Genomic DNA, 25418 nt, shown 5'->3' on the forward strand with positions numbered 1-25418 from the left:
GTGCAATCGGCGGCTACTCGGGGTGGCTGCTGAACAAGGGGTTGAGGCTGAAGCCAAGGCTCAGTCGATGTACCTCGTGATCGTAGTCGATCATGCTCTCGCCATAACCGTAGTAATACTGAACATGGCCGCGGATATTGCCGAACAGCGGCCAGGAATAGTCGACCTGGCTACCCAGGTTGCCGGTGCTGGGATGGCCGCGTACCACCAGGCTGGCCTCATGGTCACCATGGAAGCGGCGTGCAATGCCGATATCGCCATAGCCCATGAAGCGCTCGATATCCGGGTTGTCATCGTCGCCGTCCGATTCCGGGATGCGCCAATGAGGGGTAACGCTGACCGCCCAGTTGCCGTGCTGAAAGAGGAGGTCGGCATAGAGTCGGTTCCAACTGCGCGACACGGGGTTGGAGCGGCCGTTGGATTGGTGGCTGAAGCCCAGGCGGTTACGGGTGTTGGTCCAGCCCAGCAGCGTCCAGGCATTGTCGAAGCTGAGGAAGACCTCGGGCTCATAGTTGGTCTCCCGAAACGGCGAGGAGGCATCGGTGTTATAGGCCTGCCACCAGCTGCGCTGGGTAAAGGCGAAGAAGAGGTCGCCGTTGTCGTCGAACAGGTCCTCCAGCAGGTTCACCTTGAAGCTGAACTGGAACTTGACCTCCATATCACTGGGGCCATTGGCATCGGTAATGGCGCTGAAGGCCTCGCCATTGGGACGGTTGTTGAAACTGGCCGGCAGCAGGTAGTTACGGCGGTAGGCGGTGATCGCCAGGGGATTGCGGGTCGACTCCCGCTCGAAGGCGCGACGCTGGCGAATCTCCGCCAGGACCGCCTCGTCCGGCTCCTCGCGCAGGGAGGGGCGCGATGGCGCTTCGCGGGGCTCCTCTTCGACGAGTTGTCGGCGCAGGATGTCGAGCTCGCTCTCCAGGGCCTGGATACGCGCCTCGATGGCCTGGCGTTCGGCAGGCGATGGCTCATCGGCCGTGGCAATGCTGGCCAGGCCTAACAAACCGCAGAGCCACAATGGGGCCAAGCGAGAAGATGCAGTCATGATGGCTATCCATAGCGGGGGGCATGAGGGGGTTCTACCACGCTTCCCGGTCAAGTCAACGCCTGGCGATACTTGCTAAGTGGGCTTGGCTCGTGTGCCTGGTTCAGCATCGACGGGCGTAGAGCAGAAACTCCCGGTTGCCATCGCCGCCGAGGATGGGGCTATCCCCCCAATGATGCACCTCGAAGCCCAGCTCGGCGCAGCATGCCCGTAGGCGTTCCTCCACCTGATGATGCAGGGCCGGATCCTCCACGATTCCGCGGGCGTTGACCCGCCCCGGCCCCACTTCGAACTGCGGCTTCACCAGGCTCAGCAGCTCGCCCCCCGGGGGCAGCAGGCGTGCCAGGGCCGGCAGGATCAGGGTCTGGGAGATAAAGGAGACATCCATCACCGCCAGCTCGGGGCCGCTGGCGCCCTGGGCCGCCAGGGCCGCCGCCAGTTCGGGGGCCTCGTCCATGCTCCTGGCGTTGAGCCCCTCCAGGCAGGTGAGGCGGCTATCGCCGCGCAGGCTGGGATCGAGCTGACCATGCCCCACTTCCACGCCGATCACATGGCGGGCGCCGTGGCGCAGGGCGCAGTCGCTGAAGCCGCCGGTGGATTGGCCCACGTCCAGGACCAGGCGGCCGCTCAGGTCGAGGTCCAGGGCCTCGAGCAGGGCCTCCAGCTTGAGGCCGGCCCGTGATACATAGCGCTCCTCGGGGTCCTCCGCCACCTGGAGGCGGCACTCCAGGGGCAGCTTCTCGCTGGGCTTGGTGAGTACCCGGCCGGAGCCGCCGAGGGTGACGCGGCCATGGCGGATCAGGCGCTGGGCGCGGGCCCGGGAGCGGACCAGGCCTTGGGTGACGAGGAGTTGGTCGAGGCGTTGCATCGGCATGGGGGCATCGTGGTGAGGTCGGTCGGGAGCGCAGTATAGCGCCGCCCCGGGTTGCGAGGCGATGGCCAAGGCTCAGGCATCCGGCGCCTTGGGGGCCGGCTGGGCCTGGAGCTCGCTGGAGGGCAGGCGGTCGGCCCCCCAGCTGCGCATCAGGTAGCCGAGGGCGCTGTCCAGGCTGGCCTGGGGCACGCCATCCACATCGCCCTGCTCCTGGGGATCGAAATGGAAGATATAGAGCCTCGAAGCAAATTGCTCCACCGGCAGGGAGCCCTCGCCGAAGCGCTCGCCATGGCCGGCGGTGCTGACCCGGACGTCGTCGCCCCAGTCCTGTCCGCTGTCATTGTTGGGATTGAAGAAGTAGACCCGCATCACCTCCTCGGGGTCGAGGGTGACCCGCAGGATGGTGATGGCATGCCAGCCGATGAAGCGGGCGGCGCTGTCGGTCACGGCGATGCCGGCGGGCTGGGGATGAATCAGCGGTTGATTGCCGTTGTAGTAGGGGTGGTAGGCGGCATAAAAGTGGCGCAGGAAGGCCTCGGGTTCCAGCAGTTGCCCGTTGGCCACGTCCACATTGATGCGGAAGCCGCGCCCGGCCCACCAGCCATGGAACTCCGGGTTGATCCAGCGGTGGGGGTCGCCTTCGCGACCCAGGCAGCGGCGTCCCATCTCCACATAGATGCGGTCCAGGTGCGGCACCACGAGTAGCGAGACCGGGTCGAGATCCAGCGGCGGGGCACCGGCCAGGCCGGCCTGGCTCTCCCGGGAGGAGATCGGATGGTCCTCGAAGTGCATCACGACCTCGTCGTCCCGGGCCGCCCAGGCCACCATTTGCAGCAGGTAGTCCGGATCATTGTAGGCCCACATGGAGAGGGCGCGAGCCGACTGGCAGGTGGGGTTATTGCCCTGGCCCACGCCCAGGGGTTGACCCAGCATGCAGAGTACTCCCTCCAGCAGTCGGGCCCGTGGCGAGGGGGCCTCGCCGAAGACCTGTCCCAGGCACCGGGCATTGTCGGGGCTCAGGGGCAGGCCCAGTTGGCGCCACAGGGCGGGTGCCACCGGCGGCTGGTAGAGAATGCCGCGCTCCAGCATCAGCGCCAGGCCATAGGTGGCCTGGGCGGTGGCCGGGTGCACCGCCTCGTCGATCAGGGCATGCACCAGTTGGCGGTAACAGAGCAGGCAGTCGCGGCCGGTGGCCGAGAGCCCCAAGGCTTCGGCCACCAGGTAGTCGCCGCGTTGCAAGAGATGACGCAGCAGCAGGGGGTGGTAGGGCGAGACCAGGCCAGTGTCATGCATGGCCCGGGCGAAGCCGGAGGCCTCATACTGCAGGGAGCCATCATCCATACTGGCCAGGCGCTGGGTATAGGTCTCCAGCCCGGGGTCCTCGCGGCACCCCTGGGTGGGGCCATAGAGGCTGCTGATCAGGCGGTCGGCGCCCTGGCCGCTGGCACCCAGCTCGATGGCCGGGTCGGCCCGGCAGATGGCGATCTGGGTGATCATGCGCTTGACCGCTTCCACCTGGATCGGACGCTGTTGCAGGATGCGCCAGATCTCGTCGATCAGCGGATCGATGACCTCGTCGTAGCCGATATGCTCCGCCAGGTGCTGGAGCAGTCGCTGCGGCACCTCGCAAAGCCGTCCCTGGGTCTCCCGCTGTGCCTCGCTGGGCGGCGTGAACAGACGCCCCAGGTTGATGGCCAGCACCTGCACCAGGAAGTGGTGAGCCTGCTCGGCGGAGACCTGGGGGTGGTGATACTCACCCAGGGCCACGGCCAGTAGGCGCAGCTCGCTCAGCGCCTCGACGACCAGGGTCTCGGCCTGGGAGCTCTCGAGGGTGGTGGCGGTCAGGGAGGGAATCAGGATATGGGGATCTGCCCAATCGCTGCCGGTGAAGATGCCGGCCTCCTCCAGGCGCTGGGCGCGGACCTGCAGGGCCGCCGCCCCGCCTGGCTGGAGCAGGACGCGGCGTGCGCTGTCCAGCACTCGGGGCAGCTTGGCCGGCTTGGCGAAGGGGCGGGCCCCGGCCAGCAGCTCGATGGCATTATCCAGCTTCACCAGCAGGCTCTCGAGCCTGCCGGTGTCACCTTGTGGGGACGGGGTATCAGGAGGCACGCCGTTTCCTTAGTCTTGGGCTGGCAAATGATTATACATAGAAATCCAGATCCTCCTGTTGCTTGAGCAGATCGCGCAGCGTATCGGGATCCTCGCCGGTGAAATAGATCAGCCCCCAGTGGGTGCCGAAGGCCGAGCGCTTGGTCACCGTCTCCTGCAGCGGCGGGGTCAGCTCATGGGACTCGAAGTAGGGGTGATCCTCGGTTTCCTCGGGGATCTCCAGGCGGCTGACCACCCGGCGGCGGGGATAGACCCCGAAGCAGCCGGCATAGCCCTTGGCATCGACCACTTCCCGGGGGAAGAAGGCCTCGACCTCTGCCTCGGTGCTCTTGGGGTCGAAGACCAGTATGCTGGCCTGGTAGGCATTGAAGCCGTAGACCCGCTCCAGCAACTCGAAGACCTTGAAGCCCGGCGGCCGATAGGCCACTTCGCCGAAATACATCTCGCCGTCGCTGGTGACGAAGTACTCGGGGTGGATCAGGCCGAACTCGATATCGAAGGTCTTGATCAGTTTCTCGATCTGGGCGGTGATCTGGGCGCGATGTTTCTCCAGGGCCGGTGAGGCGGGCACGAACACCGAATAGCCCAGGGTCACGTACTCCGAGATATTGAGGAAACGGATCTTGCCATTATGGATCCAGGCCTCGACGGCGAATTCCCAGCCATCCAGGTGGGACTCCATCAGCGCGGGGAACTCCTCGTCGGGAATGGCATCCACGTCGTCGGGGGTACGAATCATCCGGTGGCCCAGGCAGCCGGCCTTGTCGAAGGCCTTGAGATGAATCGGGTCATTGGGGTCGCCGTCGAGCTTGAGCAGGGTCTGGTTGACGCGGCGCAGGAAGCGCATCACGTCTTCGCGGTCGTGGGCCTCTTCGAAGATGCCCACGCGAATGCCGCCCAACTGGGCACGACGCTTCATCAGGGACTTATCGCGCATCAGCATCGACTGTCCCAGCAGGCGAGGGTTGTCGAGCAGTACCGAGTTGATGGCGCCGGCCCACTCCACGGTCTCCTCGAAGAGGGGAATCGCGACATCGACGCCCATGCGCTTCAGGGTCTCGGCAATTTCCAGGGAGCGGTCGTTGAGGCGCTCGAAGTTCCAGGGGACGTAGGGGATATCGTGTTCCTGGCAGTAAGGCTCGGCCCAGTCCGGGGCGACGACCACGTAGCGGCGATCGAAGTCCTCGGCGGCCTCGATGGCATTCAGGCTCCAGCCGAGGAGTGCGATATAGCCCTTGTCCGGGTGCTTATTCATGGGAAAGTCCCTCTGGCTCGATGGGTTCTGCCCCTTTAACCTTGGACGCTAGGGCGGGGAATTGCCACCGGCCTTGCGAGGCCGCCGGGCCGCTGTTATAGTGCCTCGCGTCGAGCCAAGTCGCTGTTCTTGCATGGCTCTTCTCGAGGTCTCGAAGGTCCTCCGCTATGGTGGCCCCGTCGGTCCTCCCGCAACGCGAAGCTGCAAACCCCGCCAGGCCCGGAAGGGAGCAACGGTAGTGGTGGATGCGTGTGCCGGGATGTGGCTGTCGGGGCCGCCTCCATTTTAGGCCCGCCGTTTTTCTCCCGAGCCCCAGTCCTCCCAGCGGCCTGGCCGGGCTCCCCCTGCGTCTGCTGTCTATCGTATGCCATTGGTCATGGCGCGCTTTGCCAGATAAGCGCGCAGTGGCTTGGCCAGCCTTTCCCGCTGAGCCTGTGCCAGCCACCATGCGGCAAGGATGTCGTCGGCGTCGAGTGGTGCGTAGTCGGGATCCACTCGGATCACCTCCCCGTAGTCTCGGGGCATATCCAGGGGGTGGTGATCGAAATGGTGGTCATGCTGTGGGTGAGGGTGGGCGGCCAGCCAGTCGTAGACTTGGCCGTTGTTGCGCCCGGCCTGGGAAAAGTAGAAGACCGCATCCTGGGGAAGGCGTAGCCCTTCGAGCAATACCAGGTAATTGGCTTCATGTTCGCAAGCCAGGTTCCAGCGCAGGGTATCCCGATGCGGCTGCGCCACGATATGGCCGCAGACGCAATGCCACACCAGGTGAGCGGTGATGAAGTGTCGCTCCGCCAGCCTCAGGGTCGCGGCAAAGCGTGCATTGAAGAAGAGGTGACGGCCATCGGTGGTCACCGTGTCGAGGCGATCATCCAGTACCGCGACCGGCATGAGGTGTCGGGCCAAGCGTGCCGATATCCCCGCACGATCGGCCCAGGCCCGGATGTCTTGTTGCCACTGTCGATGTTGAGACGCTTTCAGGGCGCTGCCATCATCGCAGGCTGTCTCGTCTGACAGGATGCGTTGCCTGGGACTCAGGCTATCGATCAAGGACATGGCCAGACTCCTCCATGAGTGGGTCGGGGGCATCGCCCCGCTTTATCAGCCTATGTCAGGGGAGGGGAGGGCGCCGTCGGCTTTCGATGACAGAAGACGTAAGTGAGCGGCCAAGGCCAAGTCATCGGGACTGAAAGTTTTTTTACCAAAGTCCTTGCAGGGCCCCGGGGAAATCCGTAAAGTACGCATCCGCTGCCGGCGACGGACATCGTGGCCAGCGGCAATGAGTGGCAAAAGTGCTTGTTTCTGTTGGGGTTTTCGCAACCCTCTCGCGAAAATCGAGATTGACAGAACGGCCGGATGCGGTAGAATGCATCGCCACACCGACCGGCCCGTCGCCGGCTCGGATGACCGCAGGTCGCTGCTTCGCAGTCCGCCTCGGGGTCGCCGAGCAGGGCTTGACAGCAGCGGCCGAATCGGTAGAATGTCGCTTCCTCGCAACAGCGACCAAAGCGAGACGCTCCACGCTTTAGAGAGCCCGGAGCCGCTCTTTAACAATCGATCAGGTAATTCATGTGGGCGCTTGTCGGTGAGGCGGTGAGAAGTCACCAAATCATCAAGGCAAGCGACTCGTCAAAGATCTTCGGGTCTTTTTGAGAACGTTTGAACCTTGAGCCAAGTTTGGTTCGCTTTTGTTACCTTCGGGTGACAAGTAAGAACCACAATGATTTTAAACTGAAGAGTTTGATCATGGCTCAGATTGAACGCTGGCGGCAGGCCTAACACATGCAAGTCGAGCGGAAACGATGGAAGCTTGCTTCCAGGCGTCGAGCGGCGGACGGGTGAGTAATGCATAGGAATCTGCCCGATAGTGGGGGATAACGTGGGGAAACTCACGCTAATACCGCATACGTCCTACGGGAGAAAGCAGGGGATCTTCGGACCTTGCGCTATCGGATGAGCCTATGTCGGATTAGCTAGTTGGTGAGGTAACGGCTCACCAAGGCGACGATCCGTAGCTGGTCTGAGAGGATGATCAGCCACACTGGGACTGAGACACGGCCCAGACTCCTACGGGAGGCAGCAGTGGGGAATATTGGACAATGGGGGAAACCCTGATCCAGCCATGCCGCGTGTGTGAAGAAGGCCTTCGGGTTGTAAAGCACTTTCAGCGAGGAAGAAGGCCTGAGGGCTAATACCCTTCAGGAAGGACATCACTCGCAGAAGAAGCACCGGCTAACTCCGTGCCAGCAGCCGCGGTAATACGGAGGGTGCGAGCGTTAATCGGAATTACTGGGCGTAAAGCGCGCGTAGGTGGCTTGATAAGCCGGTTGTGAAAGCCCCGGGCTCAACCTGGGAACGGCATCCGGAACTGTCAGGCTAGAGTGCAGGAGAGGAAGGTAGAATTCCCGGTGTAGCGGTGAAATGCGTAGAGATCGGGAGGAATACCAGTGGCGAAGGCGGCCTTCTGGACTGACACTGACACTGAGGTGCGAAAGCGTGGGTAGCAAACAGGATTAGATACCCTGGTAGTCCACGCCGTAAACGATGTCGACTAGCCGTTGGGTTCCTTGAGAACTTTGTGGCGCAGTTAACGCGATAAGTCGACCGCCTGGGGAGTACGGCCGCAAGGTTAAAACTCAAATGAATTGACGGGGGCCCGCACAAGCGGTGGAGCATGTGGTTTAATTCGATGCAACGCGAAGAACCTTACCTACCCTTGACATCGTGCGAACTTTCCAGAGATGGATTGGTGCCTTCGGGAACGCACAGACAGGTGCTGCATGGCTGTCGTCAGCTCGTGTTGTGAAATGTTGGGTTAAGTCCCGTAACGAGCGCAACCCTTGTCCCTATTTGCCAGCGATTCGGTCGGGAACTCTAGGGAGACTGCCGGTGACAAACCGGAGGAAGGTGGGGACGACGTCAAGTCATCATGGCCCTTACGGGTAGGGCTACACACGTGCTACAATGGTCGGTACAAAGGGTTGCGATACCGCGAGGTGGAGCTAATCCCATAAAGCCGGTCTCAGTCCGGATCGGAGTCTGCAACTCGACTCCGTGAAGTCGGAATCGCTAGTAATCGTGAATCAGAATGTCACGGTGAATACGTTCCCGGGCCTTGTACACACCGCCCGTCACACCATGGGAGTGGACTGCACCAGAAGTGGTTAGCTTAACCTTCGGGGGAGCGATCACCACGGTGTGGTTCATGACTGGGGTGAAGTCGTAACAAGGTAGCCGTAGGGGAACCTGCGGCTGGATCACCTCCTTAAACGACGACCGCCGCCTGCCGGCAAGTGTCCACAATGAATTACCTGATCGACCAGAGCAAATGACTGTTAGGGCGGATGTCCTATGGTTAGCCGGGTCTGTAGCTCAGTTGGTTAGAGCGCACCCCTGATAAGGGTGAGGTCGGCAGTTCAAATCTGCCCAGACCCACCAAATTTTATCCAGTCCTGCGTTATTTTGTGACTCGCATAGCAGGCTATGCGTCGCCACAAAATGCCTTGGTCTGAATAAAATTCCCAGATCAAGGTTGGGTATCAGTGGGGCCTTAGCTCAGCTGGGAGAGCGCCTGCCTTGCACGCAGGAGGTCAGCGGTTCGATCCCGCTAGGCTCCACCATTTTCTGTAAAGATAATGGTTATTGGTAGCTCAACTGGGAGAGCGCCTGCCTGCACCAGGAGGTCGCGCCGGGGTCGCGCACGACTTCGATCCCGCTAGGCTCCACCATCTCCCCACGCCCCACCAAACAGTCACTTCCTGATCGGATCCACAGTCATAAGCCATCATCATCGACCATGATGACCGGTTTATGACTGTCGATTGACAGTCGCTCTTTAACAATATGAATCATGCTGACAAATTGAAGATACGTCTCAAGCGTATCCGGCAATTATCGTACCAATCGCGACCAGACCCCTTCGGGTTATATGGTCAAGCGATTAAGCGCATACGGTGGATGCCTTGGCAGCCAGAGGCGATGAAGGACGTTGTAGCCTGCGATAAGGTTCGGTGAGGTGGCAAACAACCTGTGACCCGGACATTTCCGAATGGGGAAACCCACTCATCATAAGATGAGTATCCTGCACTGAATCCATAGGTGCAGGAGGCGAACCGGGGGAACTGAAACATCTAAGTACCCCGAGGAAAAGAAATCAACCGAGATTCCCCAAGTAGCGGCGAGCGAACGGGGACCAGCCCTTAAGCTGGTGACTGGTTAGGCGAACGAGCTGGGAAGCTCGACCATAGCGGGTGATAGTCCCGTAGCCGAAAACCTGATCCAGTGAAATCGAGTAGGTCGGGGCACGTGAAACCTTGACTGAAGACGGGGGGACCATCCTCCAAGGCTAAATACTCCTGGCTGACCGATAGTGAACCAGTACCGTGAGGGAAAGGCGAAAAGAACCCCGGAGAGGGGAGTGAAATAGATCCTGAAACCGTATGCGTACAAGCAGTGGGAGCAGACTCGTTCTGTGACCGCGTACCTTTTGTATAATGGGTCAGCGACTTATATTCAGTGGCGAGCTTAACCGTATAGGGGAGGCGTAGGGAAACCGAGTCTTAACTGGGCGACCAGTCGCTGGATATAGACCCGAAACCGGGCGATCTATCCATGAGCAGGTTGAAGGTTGAGTAACATCAACTGGAGGACCGAACCAGGATCTGTTGAAAAAGATTTGGATGACTTGTGGATCGGAGTGAAAGGCTAATCAAGCCCGGAGATAGCTGGTTCTCCTCGAAAGCTATTTAGGTAGCGCCTCACGTATCACCGCCGGGGGTAGAGCACTGTTTCGGCTAGGGGGCCATCCCGGCTTACCAACCCGAGGCAAACTCCGAATACCGGTGAGTGCAGCGTGGGAGACACACGGCGGGTGCTAACGTCCGTCGTGAAAAGGGAAACAACCCAGACCGTCAGCTAAGGCCCCAAAATCCTGGTTAAGTGGGAAACGATGTGGGAAGGCTTAGACAGCTAGGAGGTTGGCTTAGAAGCAGCCATCCTTTAAAGAAAGCGTAATAGCTCACTAGTCGAGTCGGCCTGCGCGGAAGATGTAACGGGGCTCAAACCAGGTGCCGAAGCTACGGGTTCGTCGAATGACGAGCGGTAGAGGAGCGTCGTGTAAGCCGATGAAGGTGGGTTGAGAAGCCCGCTGGAGGTATCACGAGTGCGAATGCTGACATGAGTAACGATAAGGGGAGTGAAAAACTCCCCCGCCGGAAGACCAAGGGTTTCTGTTCGACGCTAATCGGAGCAGAGTGAGTCGGCCCCTAAGGCGAGGCCGAAAGGCGTAGTCGATGGGAAACGGGTCAATATTCCCGTACCTCACAGAATTGCGATGGGGGGACGAAGAAGGCTAGGTGAGCCAGGCGTTGGTTGTCCTGGTGAAAGTCAGTAGGCCGAGATCTTAGGCAAATCCGGGATCTCAAGGCCGAGAGACGAGACGAACAGACTACGGTCTGGAAGTCATTGATGCCACGCTTCCAGGAAAAGCCTCTAAGCTTCAGATTCTGTGAGACCGTACCCCAAACCGACACAGGTGGTCAGGTAGAGAATACCAAGGCGCTTGAGAGAACTCGGGTGAAGGAACTAGGCAAAATGGTGCCGTAACTTCGGGAGAAGGCACGCCGGCGTAGTGTGAACACCCCGCGGTGGAAGCACGAACCGGTCGAAGATACCAGGTGGCTGCAACTGTTTATTAAAAACACAGCACTCTGCAAACGCGCAAGCGGACGTATAGGGTGTGACGCCTGCCCGGTGCCGGAAGGTTAATTGATGGTGTTAGGCTCCGGCCGAAGCTCCTGATCGAAGCCCCGGTAAACGGCGGCCGTAACTATAACGGTCCTAAGGTAGCGAAATTCCTTGTCGGGTAAGTTCCGACCTGCACGAATGGCGTAATGATGGCCACACTGTCTCCACCCGAGACTCAGTGAAATTGAAATCGCAGTGAAGATGCTGTGTACCCGCGGCTAGACGGAAAGACCCCGTGAACCTTTACTATAGCTTCACACTGGACGCTGATGTTGCTTGTGTAGGATAGCTGGGAGGCTTGGAAACCCGGACGCCAGTTCGGGTGGAGCCAACCTTGAAATACCAGCCTGGCATCATTGGCGTTCTAACTCAGCCCCGTCATCCGGGGCGAGGACAGTGTGTGGTGGGTAGTTTGACTGGGGCGGTCTCCTCCCAAAGAGTAACGGAGGAGCACGAAGGTACCCTCAGCACGGTCGGAAATCGTGCATTGAGTGCAAGAGCATAAGGGTGCTTGACTGCGAGACAGACACGTCGAGCAGGTACGAAAGTAGGTTCTAGTGATCCGGTGGTTCTGTATGGAAGGGCCATCGCTCAACGGATAAAAGGTACTCCGGGGATAACAGGCTGATACCGCCCAAGAGTTCACATCGACGGCGGTGTTTGGCACCTCGATGTCGGCTCATCACATCCTGGGGCTGAAGTCGGTCCCAAGGGTATGGCTGTTCGCCATTTAAAGTGGTACGCGAGCTGGGTTTAGAACGTCGTGAGACAGTTCGGTCCCTATCTGCCGTGGGCGTCGGAAGTTTGAGAAGAGCTGCTCCTAGTACGAGAGGACCGGAGTGGACGCACCTCTGGTGTTCCGGTTGTCACGCCAGTGGCATTGCCGGGTAGCTATGTGCGGACAGGATAACCGCTGAAAGCATCTAAGCGGGAAGCCCCCTTCAAGATGAGACTTCCCTGAGGCCTTGCGCCTCCTAAAGGGTCCAGCAAGACTAGCTGGTTGATAGGTCGGGTGTGGAAGCGCTGCGAGGCGTTGAGCTAACCGATACTAATGGCCCGTGAGGCTTGACCATATAACCCCAAGGGGTTTGCGCGAAAGGTACGCGCCGGATACGTGAGACGATCCTCAACAGCATGATTCATAAGGCAGGTTGCGACACGCACGCAGCCGGCCACCGTTTACGCCTGACGACCATAGCGAGTGGGAACCACCTGATCCCATGCCGAACTCAGCAGTGAAACCGCTCAGCGCCGATGGTAGTGTGGGGTCTCCCCATGCGAGAGTAGGTCATCGTCAGGCACTTATTCAGAAGCCCCGACCATTGGTCGGGGCTTCGTCGTTTGAGGGTCTCCCCATGGAGAGTAGCGGAACGCCGCCCGCCGGAGCGCCGGCCGGATCATCGTCAGGCACTTATTTAGAGAAAACCCCAGCATCGACAGAGGCTGGGGTTTTTTCGTTTTGTGATGACCCGTCGAGGTATTATTGAATGCTAGGCTGGTGGCACGAGACCTGATGAGGAGCGATGCATGACAACGGAGTCCGGGCCCAAGCCTCCCAGGCAGGGCGCCAGGGAGCGACAGTTCGAGCGCTGGCTATGGAACTCGCGTTTCCTGGTGATGCTGGCCGTGCTGCCGAGCCTGGCCGCCGCCGTGGTGCTCTTCGCCATCGGGACCATCGATATCATCAAACTGGTGATCGCCACACTGACCTACTATACCGTCGGCGGCACCGTGGATATCCACGATACGCTGGTGCCCAGCGTGGTCATGGCGGTGGATATCTATCTGGTGGCGATCGTCCTGTTGATCTTCGGCCTGGGAGTCTATCGGCTGTTCGTGTCGCCGATCGAGCAGGCCGAGGAGCATACACCCCACCACCCCTTCAATGTTCACTCCTTCGATCAGCTCAAGGACAAGATCGCCCGGGTCGTCGTACTGGCGGTGATCATCGAGTTCTTCCGCGCCGTGGTGGATATTCGCTTCCAGACCCCGCTGGATGCCATCTACCTGGCGCTATCGGTACTGGCCCTCGCCGCGGCGCTTTTCCTGATGAGCCGGGCCCAGCGCAAGGAGTAGCGCGGGAGCGGTAACCGGTTCCGCCGCTTTCCGCTATGGACCCCAACCGCTAGAATAGGGGGTTATCGCTCGGCCCTGGGTCGGCGCCCCACTTCTTGCCGTAAGGATTCCGCACTGCATGAGCTATCAGGTCTTGGCCCGCAAATGGCGTCCGCGCACCTTCCATGAGCTGGTCGGTCAGGACCATGTGCGCCGCGCACTGGTCAATGCCCTGGATCAGGGCCGCCTGCACCATGCCTATCTGTTTACCGGCACCCGCGGGGTGGGCAAGACCACCCTGGCACGTATCCTGGCCAAGTGCCTGAACTGTACCGCCAAGGGCGAGGGCGACGAGGCGGTGACCTCCACCCCCTGTGGCACCTGCGAGGCGTGCCGGGCCATCGACGAGGGGCGTTTCGTCGACCTGATCGAGGTGGATGCGGCATCGCGCACCAAAGTGGAAGATACCCGGGAGCTGCTCGACAATGTCCAGTACGCACCCACCCAGGGGCGCTACAAGGTGTACCTCATCGATGAGGTACATATGCTCTCCACCCACAGTTTCAATGCGCTGCTCAAGACCCTGGAAGAGCCGCCGCCCCATGTGAAATTCCTGCTGGCCACCACCGACCCCCAGAAGCTGCCGGTTACGGTACTGTCGCGTTGCCTGCAATTCACCCTCAAGAATATGCCGCCGGAGCGGGTGGTGGAGCACCTGACCCAGGTACTCACCGCCGAACACGTGGCCTTCGACGAGAGCGCCCTGTGGTTGCTGGGCAAGGCCGCGGATGGCTCCATGCGCGATGCCATGAGCCTGACCGACCAGGCCATCGCCTTCGGCCAGGGCGAGGTGCGCCACGGCGATGTGGCGGCGATGCTGGGCACCCTGGATCATCGCCATGTGTTGGCCCTGCTGGAGGCCCTGGCCGAGGTGGATGCCGCTCAACTGCTGGCGGAGGTGGCCAGCCTGGCGGAACAGGGCCCCGATTTCGCCGGCGTGCTGGATGACCTGGTCGGGGTGCTGCACCGTTTGGCGGTCGCACAGATGGTGCCGGGGGGCGTCAGCAACGCTCATGGCGATCGCGATGCCTTGCTGGCCCTGGCCGCGCGCTTTACCGCCGAGGACGTGCAGCTCTACTACCAGATCGGCCTTCAGGGCCGGGCCGATATGGGCCAGGCCCCGGATCCTCGCGGTGCCCTGGAGATGACCCTGCTGCGCATGCTGGCCTTCCGCCCCCAGGGCGTGCCCAGGCCGGCCCAGACGCCGTTGCCGCTGCGTGCCGAGCCGAACCAGAGCGGGGCTCCTGCCGGTGAGCCGGCACGCAGCGAGGCACCCCCCTCGCATCAGTTGGCACCGTCCGAGACATCCCCGGGCGCTCCTGGCGCGGGCCATGTCGGGATCCCCGAGCCGGCTGCCGCTCCGGCCGAAGTCCCCAAGGAACCGCCATCGTCACCTCAGGCGGTTGCGGCCGAGTTTCCGCGGGAGGCCGCCATGGCGCCAAGTCTGGACGAGGCGCCGGCCCAAGCGGTGGGGCATGACATGGCCCGGCCGGCGGAGGAGCCGCCGCCCTGGGAGCCGTATCCCGAGACGCTGCCGCCGCAGTCCGAGGCCCCGGCCGAGTCTGGTAGGGCGGCGCAGGCTGCCGAGCCGACGGAGCATCCTGCCGCCATGCCGGCTCCCCCCCCGGCGGCGGCCAGCGAGCCGGCCCCGGAATCGCCCCGGGCGCCGCTTGATACCACCACGCCCACCCCAGCGACCGAGGGGGCGCCCTCGGGTAGCGGCCTGCTCGATCATGCGGACTGGCTGAATCGTTTCGAGAGCCTGGGGCTGGGTGGGCTGACCCGTAACCTGGCGGCCCATTGCGTGGTGGAGGTCGACGATGGCCAGACGCTGCGCCTGCGCCTCGACCCTTCCCAGTCGGCGATGAATGCCGAGGTACACCATCAGCGTATCCAGGCGGCGCTGGCCGCCCAGGATCTCTCGCGCCGCCTGGTGGTCGAAGTGGCGGAGCTGCCGGCAGGCATCGAGACACCCCAGGCACGCGCCGAGCGCCTGGCCGCGGAGCGTCATGCCGAGGCGGTGGCGGCCCTCAAGGCCGACCCCCAGGTGCGGCAGCTGGAAGAGACCTTCGGTGCGCGGCTCCAGGAGAGCAGCGTGACCCCGGAAACGCCGGCCTCCTGAGGCGGCGTGCCGACACTTTCCCACGACGAGATAGAGGACACACCATGATGAAGGGTGGAATGGGTAACCTGATGAAGCAGGCCCAGGAAATGCAGGAGAAGATGCAGCGGGTCCAGGAGGAGATCGCCAAGGCGGAGGTGACCGGCGAGGCCGGCGCCGGCATGATCCGGGTGACCATGAATGGTCGCCATGACGTGAGCCGTGTGGCGATCGATCCCAGCGTGATGGAAGAGGACAAGGAGCTCCTCGAGGACCTGCTGGCCGCCGCCGTCAACGACGCCGTGCGCAAGGTGGAGGAGAGCTCCCGCTCGCGCATGGAAGAGGTCACCGCCGGGATGAACCTGCCCCCCGGCTTCAAGATGCCGTTCTGATGAGCTTCTCGCCCCTGGTCGAGCGACTGATGGAGTCGCTGCGGGTGCTGCCCGGCGTCGGGCCCAAGACCGCTCAGCGCATGGCGCTGCACCTGCTCGAGCGTGATCGTGAGGGCGGGCGACGGCTGACCTCTGTACTGGGCGAGGCCCTGGAGGCGGTGGGCTATTGTCGCCGCTGCCGGACCCTCACCGAGGAGGAGGTCTGCACCCTGTGTCGCAGCACGCGGCGTGACGAGCGGGTGCTGTGTGTGGTGGAGTCACCGGCGGATATGCTGGCCATCGAGGAGGCGGGAGGCTATCAGGGGCAGTACTTCGTGCTGCACGGTCACCTCTCGCCCCTGGACGGGATCGGCCCCGAGGATATCGGCCTCGATCGCCTCGAGGCGCGCCTGGCCGAGGAACCCATCGAGGAGATGATCCTGGCCACCAATCCCACCGTGGAGGGGGAGGCCACCGCCCACTATATCGCCAGCCAGCTCCAGGGGCGGCCGATCCGCCTGTCGCGGCTGGCCTATGGCGTGCCCATGGGCGGCGAGCTGGAATACGTGGATGGCGGCACCCTGAGCCGCGCCTTTCTGGGCCGTCAGCCCTTCGCCGGCGACTAGCGTCGGCCCCTTCAAGTTTGGAAACCAAGATGTCCCTTGACCCCGAGATTCGCTGGATCGCTACCCCCGAGGCCCTCGATGCCGCCTGCGCCGACCTGGCCCAGGCCGAGACCCTGGCGCTGGACACCGAGTTCTTTCGCGAGTCGAGCTTCTATCCGGTACCGGCCCTGGTGCAGCTCTATGCCGACGGGGCGGTCTACCTGATCGACCCCCAGGCCGTGGCCGCCACCCCGGCGCTCAAGCGGTTGCTCGGCGCGGGGCCGACCAAGCTGCTGCATGCCAGCAGCGAAGACCTGGAAGTGCTGGCCACCTGGGCCGGGGTGCTGGTGTCGCCGCTGGTGGATACCCAGGTGGCCCAGGCGCTGCTGGGGGAGGATCCCGCCATGGGCTACCAGCGCCTGGTGGCCCACTGGCTCGACGAGAATCTGCCCAAGGACGAGACCCGCTCCGACTGGCTGGTGCGCCCCCTCTCCGAGACCCAGCTGAGCTATGCCGCCCTGGATGTGGTGTATCTGCTGGAGGTATGGCAGCACCAGCGGGCCGCCCTGGAGGCCGCCGGCCGCCTGGCCTGGCTCGAGGCGGAGTGCGACACCCTGTTGGCTCAGGCCGGGCGCAACGGCGATAATGACGCCCAGTGGTACCTGCGTCAGCGCCAGCTGTGGAAGCTGGCGCCGCGGCAGATCGAGGCCTACCGTCGCCTGACCATCTGGCGCGAGGGCGAGGCCCGGCGGCGCAACCTGCCGCGGGGTTGGCTGGTCAACGACAAGCTGCTCTTCGCCATCGCCGAGGGGATGCCGGAGAACCGCCATGAGCTGGCCCGGGTGGAGGGACTCAAGCCGGGGCAGATCAAGCGCGACGGCGACCAGTTGCTGGCCCTGGTCAAGGAGGCCAAACACTGCGACGAGGCCGAGTTGCCCGCGGCCCTGCCGGTGCCCGTCAGCCCGCCCTTCAAGAAGCGTCTCAAGGCCCTCAAGCGGGTGGTCAATGCCGAGGCCGAGGCCCTGGGGGTGGCGCCGGAGCTACTGCTGCGCCGCCGTGACCTGGAGGCCCTGGTCACCGCTCACCTGAACGGCAGCGCGCTGCCGCTGCCCGGGGGCTGGCGGGGCGAACGCCTCGCCGCCGCCCTGACCCATGCCCTCGACGAGGTAGTCACTTCATGACCGATGACAAGATCCTGTGCGAGATCTACAAGAGCCCGCGCCGTGAGGAAATGTACCTCTATGTGGACAAGCGCCGCGGCCTGGCCGAGGTGCCCGAGGCGCTACTCGAGCGCTTCGGCAAGCCCCGGGCGGCGTTGACCCTGATCCTCACCGAGGACAAGCCCCTGGCCCGCGCCAAGGCCGCCGACGTGATGGCGGCCATCCGCGACAAGGGCTACTACTTCCAACTGCCGCCGGCCCGGGAGGAATATATGCTCGACCTCTACCGGGCCCCCACCGAGGCCCGCTACTGAGCGGCAACGAGGCGACCATGCGTGAACGCTTCTGGGAGCGCTATCCCCTGCATGAGCTGACCGGCGAGGAGTGGGAGGCGCTCTGCGACGGCTGCGGCCAGTGCTGCCTGCTCAAGCTGGAGGATGCCGACACCGGCCAGGTGGCGGTGCTCAACGTGGCCTGCGAGCTGCTGGATATCCCCAGTTGCCGCTGCAGTGACTACGCCAACCGCTTCGCCCGGGTGCCGGGCTGCACCCGGCTGACCCTGGAGCGGGTCGAGCAGTTTCGCTGGCTGCCCCACTCCTGTGCCTACCGGCGTCTCTATGAGGGGCGCAAGCTGGCCGCCTGGCATCCCCTCAACGCCGGCGACGACCGGCGCCTGCGCCGCAAGGGCATCGATGTGTCGAGCTTCGCCGTCTCCCAGCGGGAGGTCCCCGAGGAGCACCTCGAGGACCATATTATCGCCGTCCTGCCCATCGACGACTGAGCTATGTCCGAAAACTGGCTGCGCTCGGCCATACGGTGTTAAAAATCGGCTCAAAGTACTCATTTACACCGCGTAAACTCCGCCTTTTCGCCGACTTTTGCCTTGTCTGACCTTCGCTCGCCGACTTTTCAGACAAAGCTTAAGCTTTCGCCAGCCCCAGCGCCCAGAGGATAAAGGCGTCCTGGCGGGCGTTATCCCGCCACGCCTTGAAGCGCCCCGAGGCGCCGCCGTGCCCGGCGCTCAGGTCGCTGCGCAAGAGGATCGGGCGGGGCCCCCGGGTCGGCGTCTCGCCGCGGGCCAGGGCCTGTTCGCTCAGGCGGGCGTAGAGCTTGGCGGGCTCCCAGTAGGGGACCCGGGTATCGTGCCAGCTGCCCTGCAGGAAGAGCGCCGGATAGGGACGATCCTCCAGGTTATCCAGGGGCGAGTAGTCACGGATGCGGCGTCGGGCATCCGGCTCGTCCGGGTTGCCCCACTCGGTGTACTCGGCGGTGGTCAGCGGCAGGTCCGGGTTCTCCATGGTGCGCAGCACATCGACGAAGGGCACGTCCAGCACCGCCGCGCAGAAGGCCGCCGGGGCCAGGTTGAGGCTGGCCCCCACCAGCAGGCCGCCGGCGCTGGCGCCATAGGCGGCGATGCGTCCCGCCTCGCCGATGCCCTGGGCCACCAGGGCGTCCCGGGCCGCCAGGAAGTCGCGGAAGCTGTTCTCCTTGTGTTCGAGCTTGCCGGCCAGGTACCAGGGCTCGCCGCGGTCGCCGCCGCCGCGCACATGGGCCACGGCGAAGGCCACGCCCCGGGCCAGCAGCTCCAGGCGGGCCACCGAGAACCACGGATCCAGCACCTCACCATAGGCGCCATAGCCGTAGAGCAGGGTGGGCAGGGGCCCCTGGTCCAGCCGGTCGGCTCGGGCCACCACCGAGACCGGGATGCGCTCGCCGTCGTGGCCTTCGGCCCACAGGCGCCGGCAGGCGAGCTGTTCGGGGCGCAGGTCGCCGTGAATGGGTTGCGCCTTGAGCAGGCGCCGCTCGCCGCTCTCCAGGTCGTGCTCCAGCCAGCGTACCGGCCGGGTGAAGGACTCTTCCCGCAGGCGCAGCCGGCGGCTGTCGAAGTGGGGCATGTCCCCCAGCATCAGGCTGGAGGGCACCTCCTCCAGCGGCAGGACGTGGTCGTCGCGCACGCCCCCGTCGGCGGTCAGCTCGAGGACGCGCAGCCGCACCTGGGCCTGGTCGTGGTGCCGTTCGGTAATCATCATCCCCCAGTCGAAGGCGTCCACCCCTTCCAGGGTATGGTCGTCCCGGTGGGCCACCAGGGACGTCCAGGATGCGCCACCGCCGAGGGCCTCGCGCTCCGCCACCTGGTCCAGGCAGAAGTGGGTCGCCTGGCGGTTATGCAGTACATAGAAGGTGCCGGGGCGGTGCTCCAGGGCATACTCTACGCCGCTCTCCCGGGGGCGGAAGCAGCGCGGTGGCGTGGCGGGGGCGGCCGCCGGAATCAGATGGCACTCGCTGGTGTCCTTGGAAGCGCTCTCCAGCACCAGCCAGGCCCGGGAGCGGGTCTTGCCCAGGCCCAGCCAGAACTCCGGATCCTCCTCCCGCAGGACCAGGGCCTCCTCGGCGATGGCCGGCGTCGAGGCGACGAGATCGAGGCGCAGCCGCCAGATGCTGTCGGGACGCTGGGTGGCATCATAGCGGGTGAACAGCAGGGTCTGGCCGTCCTCGGCCCAGCTCAGCTCGGGGCCGATCTCCTCCAGCAGGGGGACGGGCTCGCCCTCCGGCAGACGCTGGAGGTAAAGGGTGAAGCGCTCGTCACCGCTGGTGTCTTCGCTCCAGGCCAGCCAGGTCTCGTCCGGGGAGAGGGCCATGTCGCCCAGCTCCAGGAAGTCGTGGGGCTCGGCGCGGGCCTCCAGGTCCAGGAAGCAGGCCTTGGCATCGGGGTCGCCATTGGGGTGGCGCCACCAGCGCGGGTAGTCCGCCTCGGCGGCGGTCTCGCTCCAGTAGGTGAAGTGATCCAGGGGCGTGGCCAGGCCGGTCACGGCCAGTTCGCGGCGCGCCAGGTGCCCCCGATAGAGCGACTCCGCCAGGGGTTCCAGGGGCGTGAACCAGGTCGCACACTCGGCATTGACGGCCTCCAGGAAGGCGCGCACCTCCGGGGCCTCGCGATCCTCGAGCCAGTGCCAGTGGGGATCCTCGGGGCGCCGGAAGCGGACGACGGGGGGCGCGGACGGCTGTGCTTTCATAGGGGGCGGTGTACCATAGTCGCTGATCACCAAAGATGGCGTGCCACAGGGGCACGCCCCGGGAGAGAGTAGATGTTGATTTCCGACTCGATGCCACTGTTGTGGCTGGTCTATGTCCTATTGTCGCTGGTGGTGCTGGTGACTGGCTACCTGGGAATTCGCTTTTTGCCGCGGCTGCCGCGGCTGGTGATCACCGCCGTGGTGGCGGGGATCATCTGGATGCCGGCGCATTTCTCCCTGCCGCTGCTGGAAGAGGAGCTGCACACCGGGGTGGCCCCGGCGATCATGGTGGCCGCCGTCGCCTTCCTGCAGGGGGAGGGGGGCACCCTGGTGGGGGCCCTGATGATGCTGAGCGTGGGGGTGGCCCTGGGGGCGGTCGTCGGGGTGCTGCTATGGCGACTGGGGCGCCGTGACGCCATGGTCGAGACGCCCGGGGAAGAGGTTCCCGAGCCGGCGGCGCCCCGGCGCCAGGAGCCGAAGATCGGCTGAATCAAACGAGGAGAAGGGATGCGTGGGATCTGGGTGGTCGGTGTGGCGGCACTCTGCTGGTCCCTGGGGCTGGCCGCCCAGGCGCCGGAGCCGGTGCCGGAGAGGGAGCCGGAGAGGGAGCCCGGGGCGGCGGATGTGCGGGTGCTTTTCGATGTGTCCGGCAGCATGCGCCATAACGATCCCGAGCGGCTCAGCGCCAGCGCCCTGGCGCTGCTGGCGGCCTTGATGCCCAGGGGGGCTCGGGCCGGGCTCTGGTTGTTTGGCGAACAGGCGAGCGAGGCCCTGCCGGTGGCCGAAGTGGATGCCGACTGGCGGGATCAGGCCCTGGCGCTGCGCCCGCGCCTAGGGGAGTACCAGCAGTACACCGATATCGAGGCGGCCATTCGGGATGCCGCCGAGGCCTCGGCCAATGGCCCCCGTCAACTGGTGCTGTTCACCGATGGCATGGTGGACCTGCCGGCGCCGGCGGTGGGCAGCAAGGCACGGCGCGACGCCGTCTCGCGGCAGCGGCTGCTGGACGAGCTCGCCCCTGCGCTTGCCGACGCCGGGGTGACCCTGCATACCATCGCCTTCTCCGCCGAGGCCGACCTGGCCCTGGCCGAGCGCCTGGCCCAGGTCGGCGGCGGCCTGGTGGCCCAGGTCGACAGCGCCGATGGCCTGCTGCAGGCCTTCCTGGATATCCTCGAACGCCTCTTCCCGGTGGATCAGTTGCCCCTGGAGGAGGGGCGTTTCCAAGTGGACGAGGGGGTGCAGGGGATCTCGGCGCTGCTGCTGCGTGACCCCGGCGAGGTCCTGGTGATCGTCGACCCCGAGGGGGGGCGTCATGACGCCGAGGCGGCGGGGGAGGGCCTGGAATGGCTGGCCGAGTCCCACTTCGACCTGGTGCGCATCCAGGACCCTCTCCCCGGTGAATGGCGTATCGAGGGGGAACTGGAAGCGGCCAGCCGCTTGCATCTGGACGCCGATCCGGTGCTGCGCCATGCGCCCCTGCCGGCGACCCTCTATACCGGTTTTCCCCAACCCCTGGAGGCCTGGTTGGTGCACCAGGGGCAGCGGTTGTCCGCCGAGGAGGCCGCGACCTGGCGACTCAGGGCCCGCCTGCAGGGGCTCGGGGGCGAGGCGCTGGCGGCCACCGAGCTGCACCCCGAGGGCGCCGCCTTCGTCGGTCGCCTGCCCGGTGCCGAGCTGGCCGGCAACGCGCGGCTGGTGCTGGAGGCCAGCCGCGACGGCGTGCGTCGCCAGCGGGTCCAGGCGGTGAATGTGCTACCCGCCATCGAGGCCCAGGATCGTGGCGATCGGGCCGAACTCGTCGCCCGCCATCCCGACCTCGATCACGCCAACACCCGGATCGAGGCCTTCCTGCTGGGTGAGGCCCTCGGGGTCGAGCCCGGTGAGCCGGGGCAGTGGTGGATCCCGCTGCCGCCCCTGGACACCGAGGCCAGCGTGCCGCTGCTGATGCGGGCCGAGGTCGACTGGCAGGGCGAGACCCTGCGCCTCGATCTGCCGCGGCTGCTGCTCAACCCGGAGGCGCGCCTGGCCCTGGAGGCGCTCGAGCCTTCCGAGGTCCTGGCCGGCGAGTCCCTCGAGGAGGACGAGGGGGCGGCAGAGGCGTCGCCCGTCCCACGCACCACCGCCGAGCGCATCGAGGCGCGGCTGCGCGACCTGCCCCAGACCGTGGAGCAGGGCTGGCGGCGCTACCATGACGACCCGCGCCTCTGGGGTGGCCTGGTCGCCCTGCTGTTCCTGCTGGTGATGGTCGTGGCCGCGAGCGGCGCCCGCCGCCGGGCCCGCCGACGGCCGAGGGAGGAGCCGCATGTGTGAACTCCTGGGCATGAGTGCCAATGTGCCCACCGATATCTGTTTCAGCTTCACCGGCTTCCTGCACCGTGGCGGCGGTACCGGCCCCCATCGCGATGGCTGGGGCATCGCCTTCTACGAGGCGGGAGGCTACCGGGACTTCCGTGACCCCCACCCTTCGGTGGAGTCGCCGATCGCCCGGTTGATCCGCGACTACCCGATCAAGTCGCATATCGTGATCAGTCATATCCGCCAGGCCAATGTGGGGCAGATCTGCCTGGCCAATACCCACCCCTTTACCCGGGAGCTCTGGGGGCGCCAGTGGTGCTATGCCCATAACGGCCAGCTGGCCGACTGGCAGGCCCTGCCGCTGAGCTTCTATCGCCCGGTGGGCGGGACCGACAGCGAGCACGCCTTCTGTTTCCTGCTCGGTGAGCTGCGCCGCCGCTTCCCCGAGCCCCCCGACGACCCCCGGGCCATGTGGCAGGCGCTGCACGAGCTCTGCGAGCGGCTGCGCGGCCTCGGCGTCTTCAACCTGCTGCTCGCCGACGGCCAGCACCTCTACGCCTACTGCTCCACCAAGCTGGCCCATATCACCCGCCGCGCCCCCTTCGGCGAGGCGACCCTCGCGGATGCCGAGCTGTGCGTCGATTTCATCGAGCACACCACCTCCGACGATGTCGTCTCGGTGCTGGCCACCGAGCCCCTGACCCATAACGAGGCCTGGGTGCGCATGGCTCCCGGCGAGCTGCTGGTGTGGCGGGATGGCGAGATCCAGGCGCGCTTCATGAGTGACGGCGTTAGTTGAGCCACTTGCGAACTGGCCAGTCAACCTTAGTCTGGGAAGAGAGTCGGGGAGGCGGGAAGACGAGGTATTCCGATGTCTAACGACAGTTTCAATCGCTCGTTTTACATCCGCCTCGGCCCTGGTATAAGGTAGGTCGGTGCCAATAACAAGCGTCGGCCCATGAGCCGACGGCAACCCTGGAGATTCGCCATGAGTGAGCCAACGACTGCCGCGATGCTGAGTGGTCCGGAACTGCAAGGCCTCGATGAGTACCGTTCGGTCATGGATGTGTTCCGTACCTCGGTGAAGCGGTTCGCCGACAAGCCGGCCTTCTCCTGCATGGGGCAGGTGCTGACCTATGGCGAGCTCGACAAGCTGTCTCGGGACTTCGCCGCCTGGATCCAGCACGAGACCGATCTCGAGCCGGGGGATCGTATCGCCATCCAGCTGCCCAATGTGCTGCAGTTCCCGGTGGCCATGTTCGGGGCCATGCGCGCCGGCCTGGTGGTGGTCAATACCAACCCCCTCTATACCGAGCGGGAAATGACCCACCAGTTCAAGGACTCCGGGGCCAAGGCGATCCTGATCCTGGCCAATATGGCCGACAAGCTCGAGAAGATCCTCGACCAGACCGATATCCAGAAGGTGCTGGTCACCGAGCTCGGCGACCTGCACGGCTTCCCCAAGCGGTTACTGATCAATGCCGTGGTCAAGTACGTCAAGAAGCTGGTGCCCAAGTACTCCCTGCCCACGGCGATTCCCTTCCGCCAGGCGCTGGCCAAGGGGGCCGGCCATCAGGCTCGGGACGTGGAACTGAGCCTGGAAGACCTGGCGGTGCTGCAGTACACCGGCGGCACCACCGGGCGCGCCAAGGGCACCATGCTCACCCATCGCAACCTGGTGGCCAATATGCTCCAGGCCCGGGCCGCCATCGGCGCCGGCCTCGGCGAGGGCTGCGAGACGGTGATCGCGCCGCTGCCCGTCTACCATATCTACACCTTCACGGTGAACTGCCTCTTCCTGGTGGAGACCGGCAATCATTCGGTGCTGATCACCAATCCCCGCGACCTGGACGGCTTCGTCGAGTCCCTCAAGGGCATGCCGTTCACCGCCTTTATCGGCCTCAATACCCTCTTCAATGCCCTGTGCAACCGGGACGACTTCAAGGCCCTGGACTTCTCCCGGCTCAAGCTGACCATCTCCGGGGGCATGGCCCTGACCCACGCCGCCGCCGAGCGCTGGGAGCAGGTCACCGGCTGCCCGGTGGCGGAAGGCTACGGCATGACCGAGACCTCGCCCATCGTCACCTTCAACCCGGTGGACGCCATCCAGCTCGGCACCATCGGCAAGCCGGTGGCGGGGACCCGGGTCAAGGTGGTGGACGCCGAGGGCCAGGTGCTGCCCTTCGGCGAGCCCGGCGAGCTCTGCGTCCAGGGGCCCCAGGTGATGAAGGGCTACTGGAACCTGCCCGAGGAGACCGCCGAGGCGCTCGGCGAGGATGGCTGGATCGGCACCGGCGATATCGCCATCCTCCAGGAGGACGGCTACGTGAAGATCGTCGATCGCAAGAAGGACATGATCGTGGTCTCCGGCTTCAACGTGTACCCCAACGAGGTCGAGGACGTGGCGGCCAGTCACCCGGACGTGGTCGAGGTGGCCGCGGTGGGGGTACCCGACGACAACACCGGCGAGGCGGTCAAGCTGTTCGTGGTCAGCAAGAATCCCGACCTGGACGCCGAGACCCTGCGTGCCTGGTGCAAGAAGGAGCTCACCGGCTACAAGGTGCCCAAGACGGTGGAGTTCCGCGACGAACTGCCCAAGACCCCGGTGGGCAAGGTACTGCGCCGCGAGCTGCGCGATGGCGACAAGAGTGCCGCCTGACCGAGCCCGGTTAGGCGCCGCCGCCCGGCGGCGCTACAATGACTGCCCGCCCCGGCAATCCGGGGCGGGCAGT

General features: G+C 64.6%; 17 protein-coding genes, 2 tRNA genes, 3 rRNA genes and 1 other RNA gene. 17 read left to right on the forward strand and 6 right to left on the reverse strand.

The features are described from left to right. Nucleotides 1-13: 13 nt before the first annotated feature. The 4 genes from ACZ5EF_RS05830 to ACZ5EF_RS05845 all read right to left on the reverse strand — a co-directional run bounded on the left by ACZ5EF_RS05830 (nt 14) and on the right by ACZ5EF_RS05845 (nt 5283). Nucleotides 14-1045, reverse strand: coding sequence for a phospholipase A (locus ACZ5EF_RS05830; RefSeq protein ID WP_346061933.1), 1032 nt, complete (start codon nt 1043-1045; stop codon nt 14-16). Between the two features lie 103 nt (nt 1046-1148). Further along, entirely contained in the window at nt 1149-1913 is a 765-nt protein-coding gene (locus tag ACZ5EF_RS05835; RefSeq protein WP_346062044.1) for a TlyA family RNA methyltransferase, read from the reverse strand. Nucleotides 1914-1991: 78 nt separating this feature from the next. Then, nucleotides 1992-4028, reverse strand: coding sequence for a hypothetical protein (locus ACZ5EF_RS05840; protein WP_346061932.1), 2037 nt, complete (start codon nt 4026-4028; stop codon nt 1992-1994). Nucleotides 4029-4059: 31 nt separating this feature from the next. Further along, nucleotides 4060-5283, reverse strand: a complete 1224-nt coding sequence (locus tag ACZ5EF_RS05845) for an ATP-grasp domain-containing protein (protein WP_346061931.1) — start codon at nt 5281-5283, stop codon at nt 4060-4062. 177 nt (nt 5284-5460) lie between these two features. On the opposite strand from ACZ5EF_RS05845, the gene ffs reads away from it, so the two are divergent. After that, an RNA gene (gene ffs, locus ACZ5EF_RS05850) (signal recognition particle sRNA small type) lies at nt 5461-5557 on the forward strand. A gap of 83 nt (nt 5558-5640) precedes the next feature. Here the strand turns inward: ffs and ACZ5EF_RS05855 are convergent. Beyond that, a complete protein-coding gene (locus tag ACZ5EF_RS05855; protein WP_346061930.1) occupies nt 5641-6336 on the reverse strand; it encodes a DUF2201 family putative metallopeptidase in 696 nt (231 codons plus the stop codon). A 672-nt stretch (nt 6337-7008) separates the two neighbouring features. Here ACZ5EF_RS05855 and ACZ5EF_RS05860 point away from each other — a divergent pair. The 12 genes from ACZ5EF_RS05860 (at nt 7009) to ACZ5EF_RS05915 (ending at nt 18158) form a co-directional block, all read left to right on the forward strand. Further along, nucleotides 7009-8548 (forward strand): 16S ribosomal RNA (locus ACZ5EF_RS05860). 93 nt (nt 8549-8641) lie between these two features. Next, nucleotides 8642-8718 (forward strand) — tRNA-Ile (locus ACZ5EF_RS05865). Nucleotides 8719-8824: 106 nt separating this feature from the next. Next, a tRNA-Ala gene (locus ACZ5EF_RS05870) sits at nt 8825-8900 on the forward strand. Nucleotides 8901-9210: 310 nt separating this feature from the next. Further along, nucleotides 9211-12098 (forward strand): 23S ribosomal RNA (locus tag ACZ5EF_RS05875). A 111-nt stretch (nt 12099-12209) separates the two neighbouring features. Continuing rightward, a 5S ribosomal RNA gene (rrf, locus tag ACZ5EF_RS05880) occupies nt 12210-12325 on the forward strand. The 16S, 23S and 5S rRNA genes sit together here with 2 tRNA genes alongside, the layout of an rRNA operon. 227 nt (nt 12326-12552) lie before the next feature. Next, nucleotides 12553-13101: a YqhA family protein gene (locus ACZ5EF_RS05885; RefSeq protein ID WP_346063244.1), complete on the forward strand. Its 549-nt coding sequence runs from the start codon at nt 12553-12555 to the stop codon at nt 13099-13101. Nucleotides 13102-13219: 118 nt separating this feature from the next. Continuing rightward, entirely contained in the window at nt 13220-15262 is a 2043-nt protein-coding gene (gene dnaX, locus ACZ5EF_RS05890; protein ID WP_346063243.1) for a DNA polymerase III subunit gamma/tau, read from the forward strand. Nucleotides 15263-15306: 44 nt separating this feature from the next. Further along, entirely contained in the window at nt 15307-15633 is a 327-nt protein-coding gene (locus ACZ5EF_RS05895) for a YbaB/EbfC family nucleoid-associated protein (protein WP_346063242.1), read from the forward strand. Next, the gene (gene recR / locus ACZ5EF_RS05900; protein ID WP_346063241.1) at nt 15633-16238 is read left to right on the forward strand and encodes a recombination mediator RecR; all 606 of its coding nucleotides are present in this window, start codon (nt 15633-15635) and stop codon (nt 16236-16238) included. Before ACZ5EF_RS05895 ends, recR begins: the two co-directional genes overlap by 1 nt. Before the next feature lie 29 nt (nt 16239-16267). Further along, on the forward strand, nt 16268-17398 hold the full coding sequence (gene rnd / locus ACZ5EF_RS05905) for a ribonuclease D (protein WP_346063240.1): 1131 nt from the start codon (nt 16268-16270) through the stop codon (nt 17396-17398). Continuing rightward, on the forward strand, nt 17395-17691 hold the full coding sequence (locus ACZ5EF_RS05910; protein ID WP_346063239.1) for a YcgL domain-containing protein: 297 nt from the start codon (nt 17395-17397) through the stop codon (nt 17689-17691). Before rnd ends, ACZ5EF_RS05910 begins: the two co-directional genes overlap by 4 nt. Nucleotides 17692-17708: 17 nt before the next feature. After that, nucleotides 17709-18158: a YcgN family cysteine cluster protein gene (locus ACZ5EF_RS05915; RefSeq protein WP_346063238.1), complete on the forward strand. Its 450-nt coding sequence runs from the start codon at nt 17709-17711 to the stop codon at nt 18156-18158. A gap of 139 nt (nt 18159-18297) precedes the next feature. On the opposite strand, the gene ACZ5EF_RS05920 is transcribed toward ACZ5EF_RS05915, so the two are convergent. After that, nucleotides 18298-20391 carry a S9 family peptidase gene (locus tag ACZ5EF_RS05920; RefSeq protein ID WP_346063237.1) on the reverse strand — a complete coding sequence of 698 codons (2094 nt, stop codon included), beginning with the start codon at nt 20389-20391 and terminating at the stop codon, nt 18298-18300. Nucleotides 20392-20463: 72 nt separating this feature from the next. Here ACZ5EF_RS05920 and ACZ5EF_RS05925 point away from each other — a divergent pair, with 72 nt between their 5' ends. The 4 genes from ACZ5EF_RS05925 (at nt 20464) to ACZ5EF_RS05940 (ending at nt 25345) form a co-directional block, all read left to right on the forward strand. Then, nucleotides 20464-20880 (forward strand): hypothetical protein, encoded by a 417-nt coding sequence (locus ACZ5EF_RS05925; protein ID WP_346063236.1) that lies wholly within the window; start codon nt 20464-20466, stop codon nt 20878-20880. An 18-nt stretch (nt 20881-20898) separates the two neighbouring features. Beyond that, nucleotides 20899-22701 (forward strand): vWA domain-containing protein, encoded by a 1803-nt coding sequence (locus ACZ5EF_RS05930; protein WP_346063235.1) that lies wholly within the window; start codon nt 20899-20901, stop codon nt 22699-22701. Continuing rightward, complete coding sequence (locus ACZ5EF_RS05935) at nt 22694-23485, forward strand: class II glutamine amidotransferase (protein WP_346063234.1); 792 nt, start codon at nt 22694-22696, stop codon at nt 23483-23485. Before ACZ5EF_RS05930 ends, ACZ5EF_RS05935 begins: the two co-directional genes overlap by 8 nt. A gap of 189 nt (nt 23486-23674) precedes the next feature. Continuing rightward, nucleotides 23675-25345 carry an AMP-binding protein gene (locus tag ACZ5EF_RS05940; protein ID WP_346063233.1) on the forward strand — a complete coding sequence of 557 codons (1671 nt, stop codon included), beginning with the start codon at nt 23675-23677 and terminating at the stop codon, nt 25343-25345. The last annotated feature ends 73 nt before the right edge of the window (nt 25346-25418 follow it).

Source organism: Bisbaumannia salifodinae (assembly GCF_055388505.1).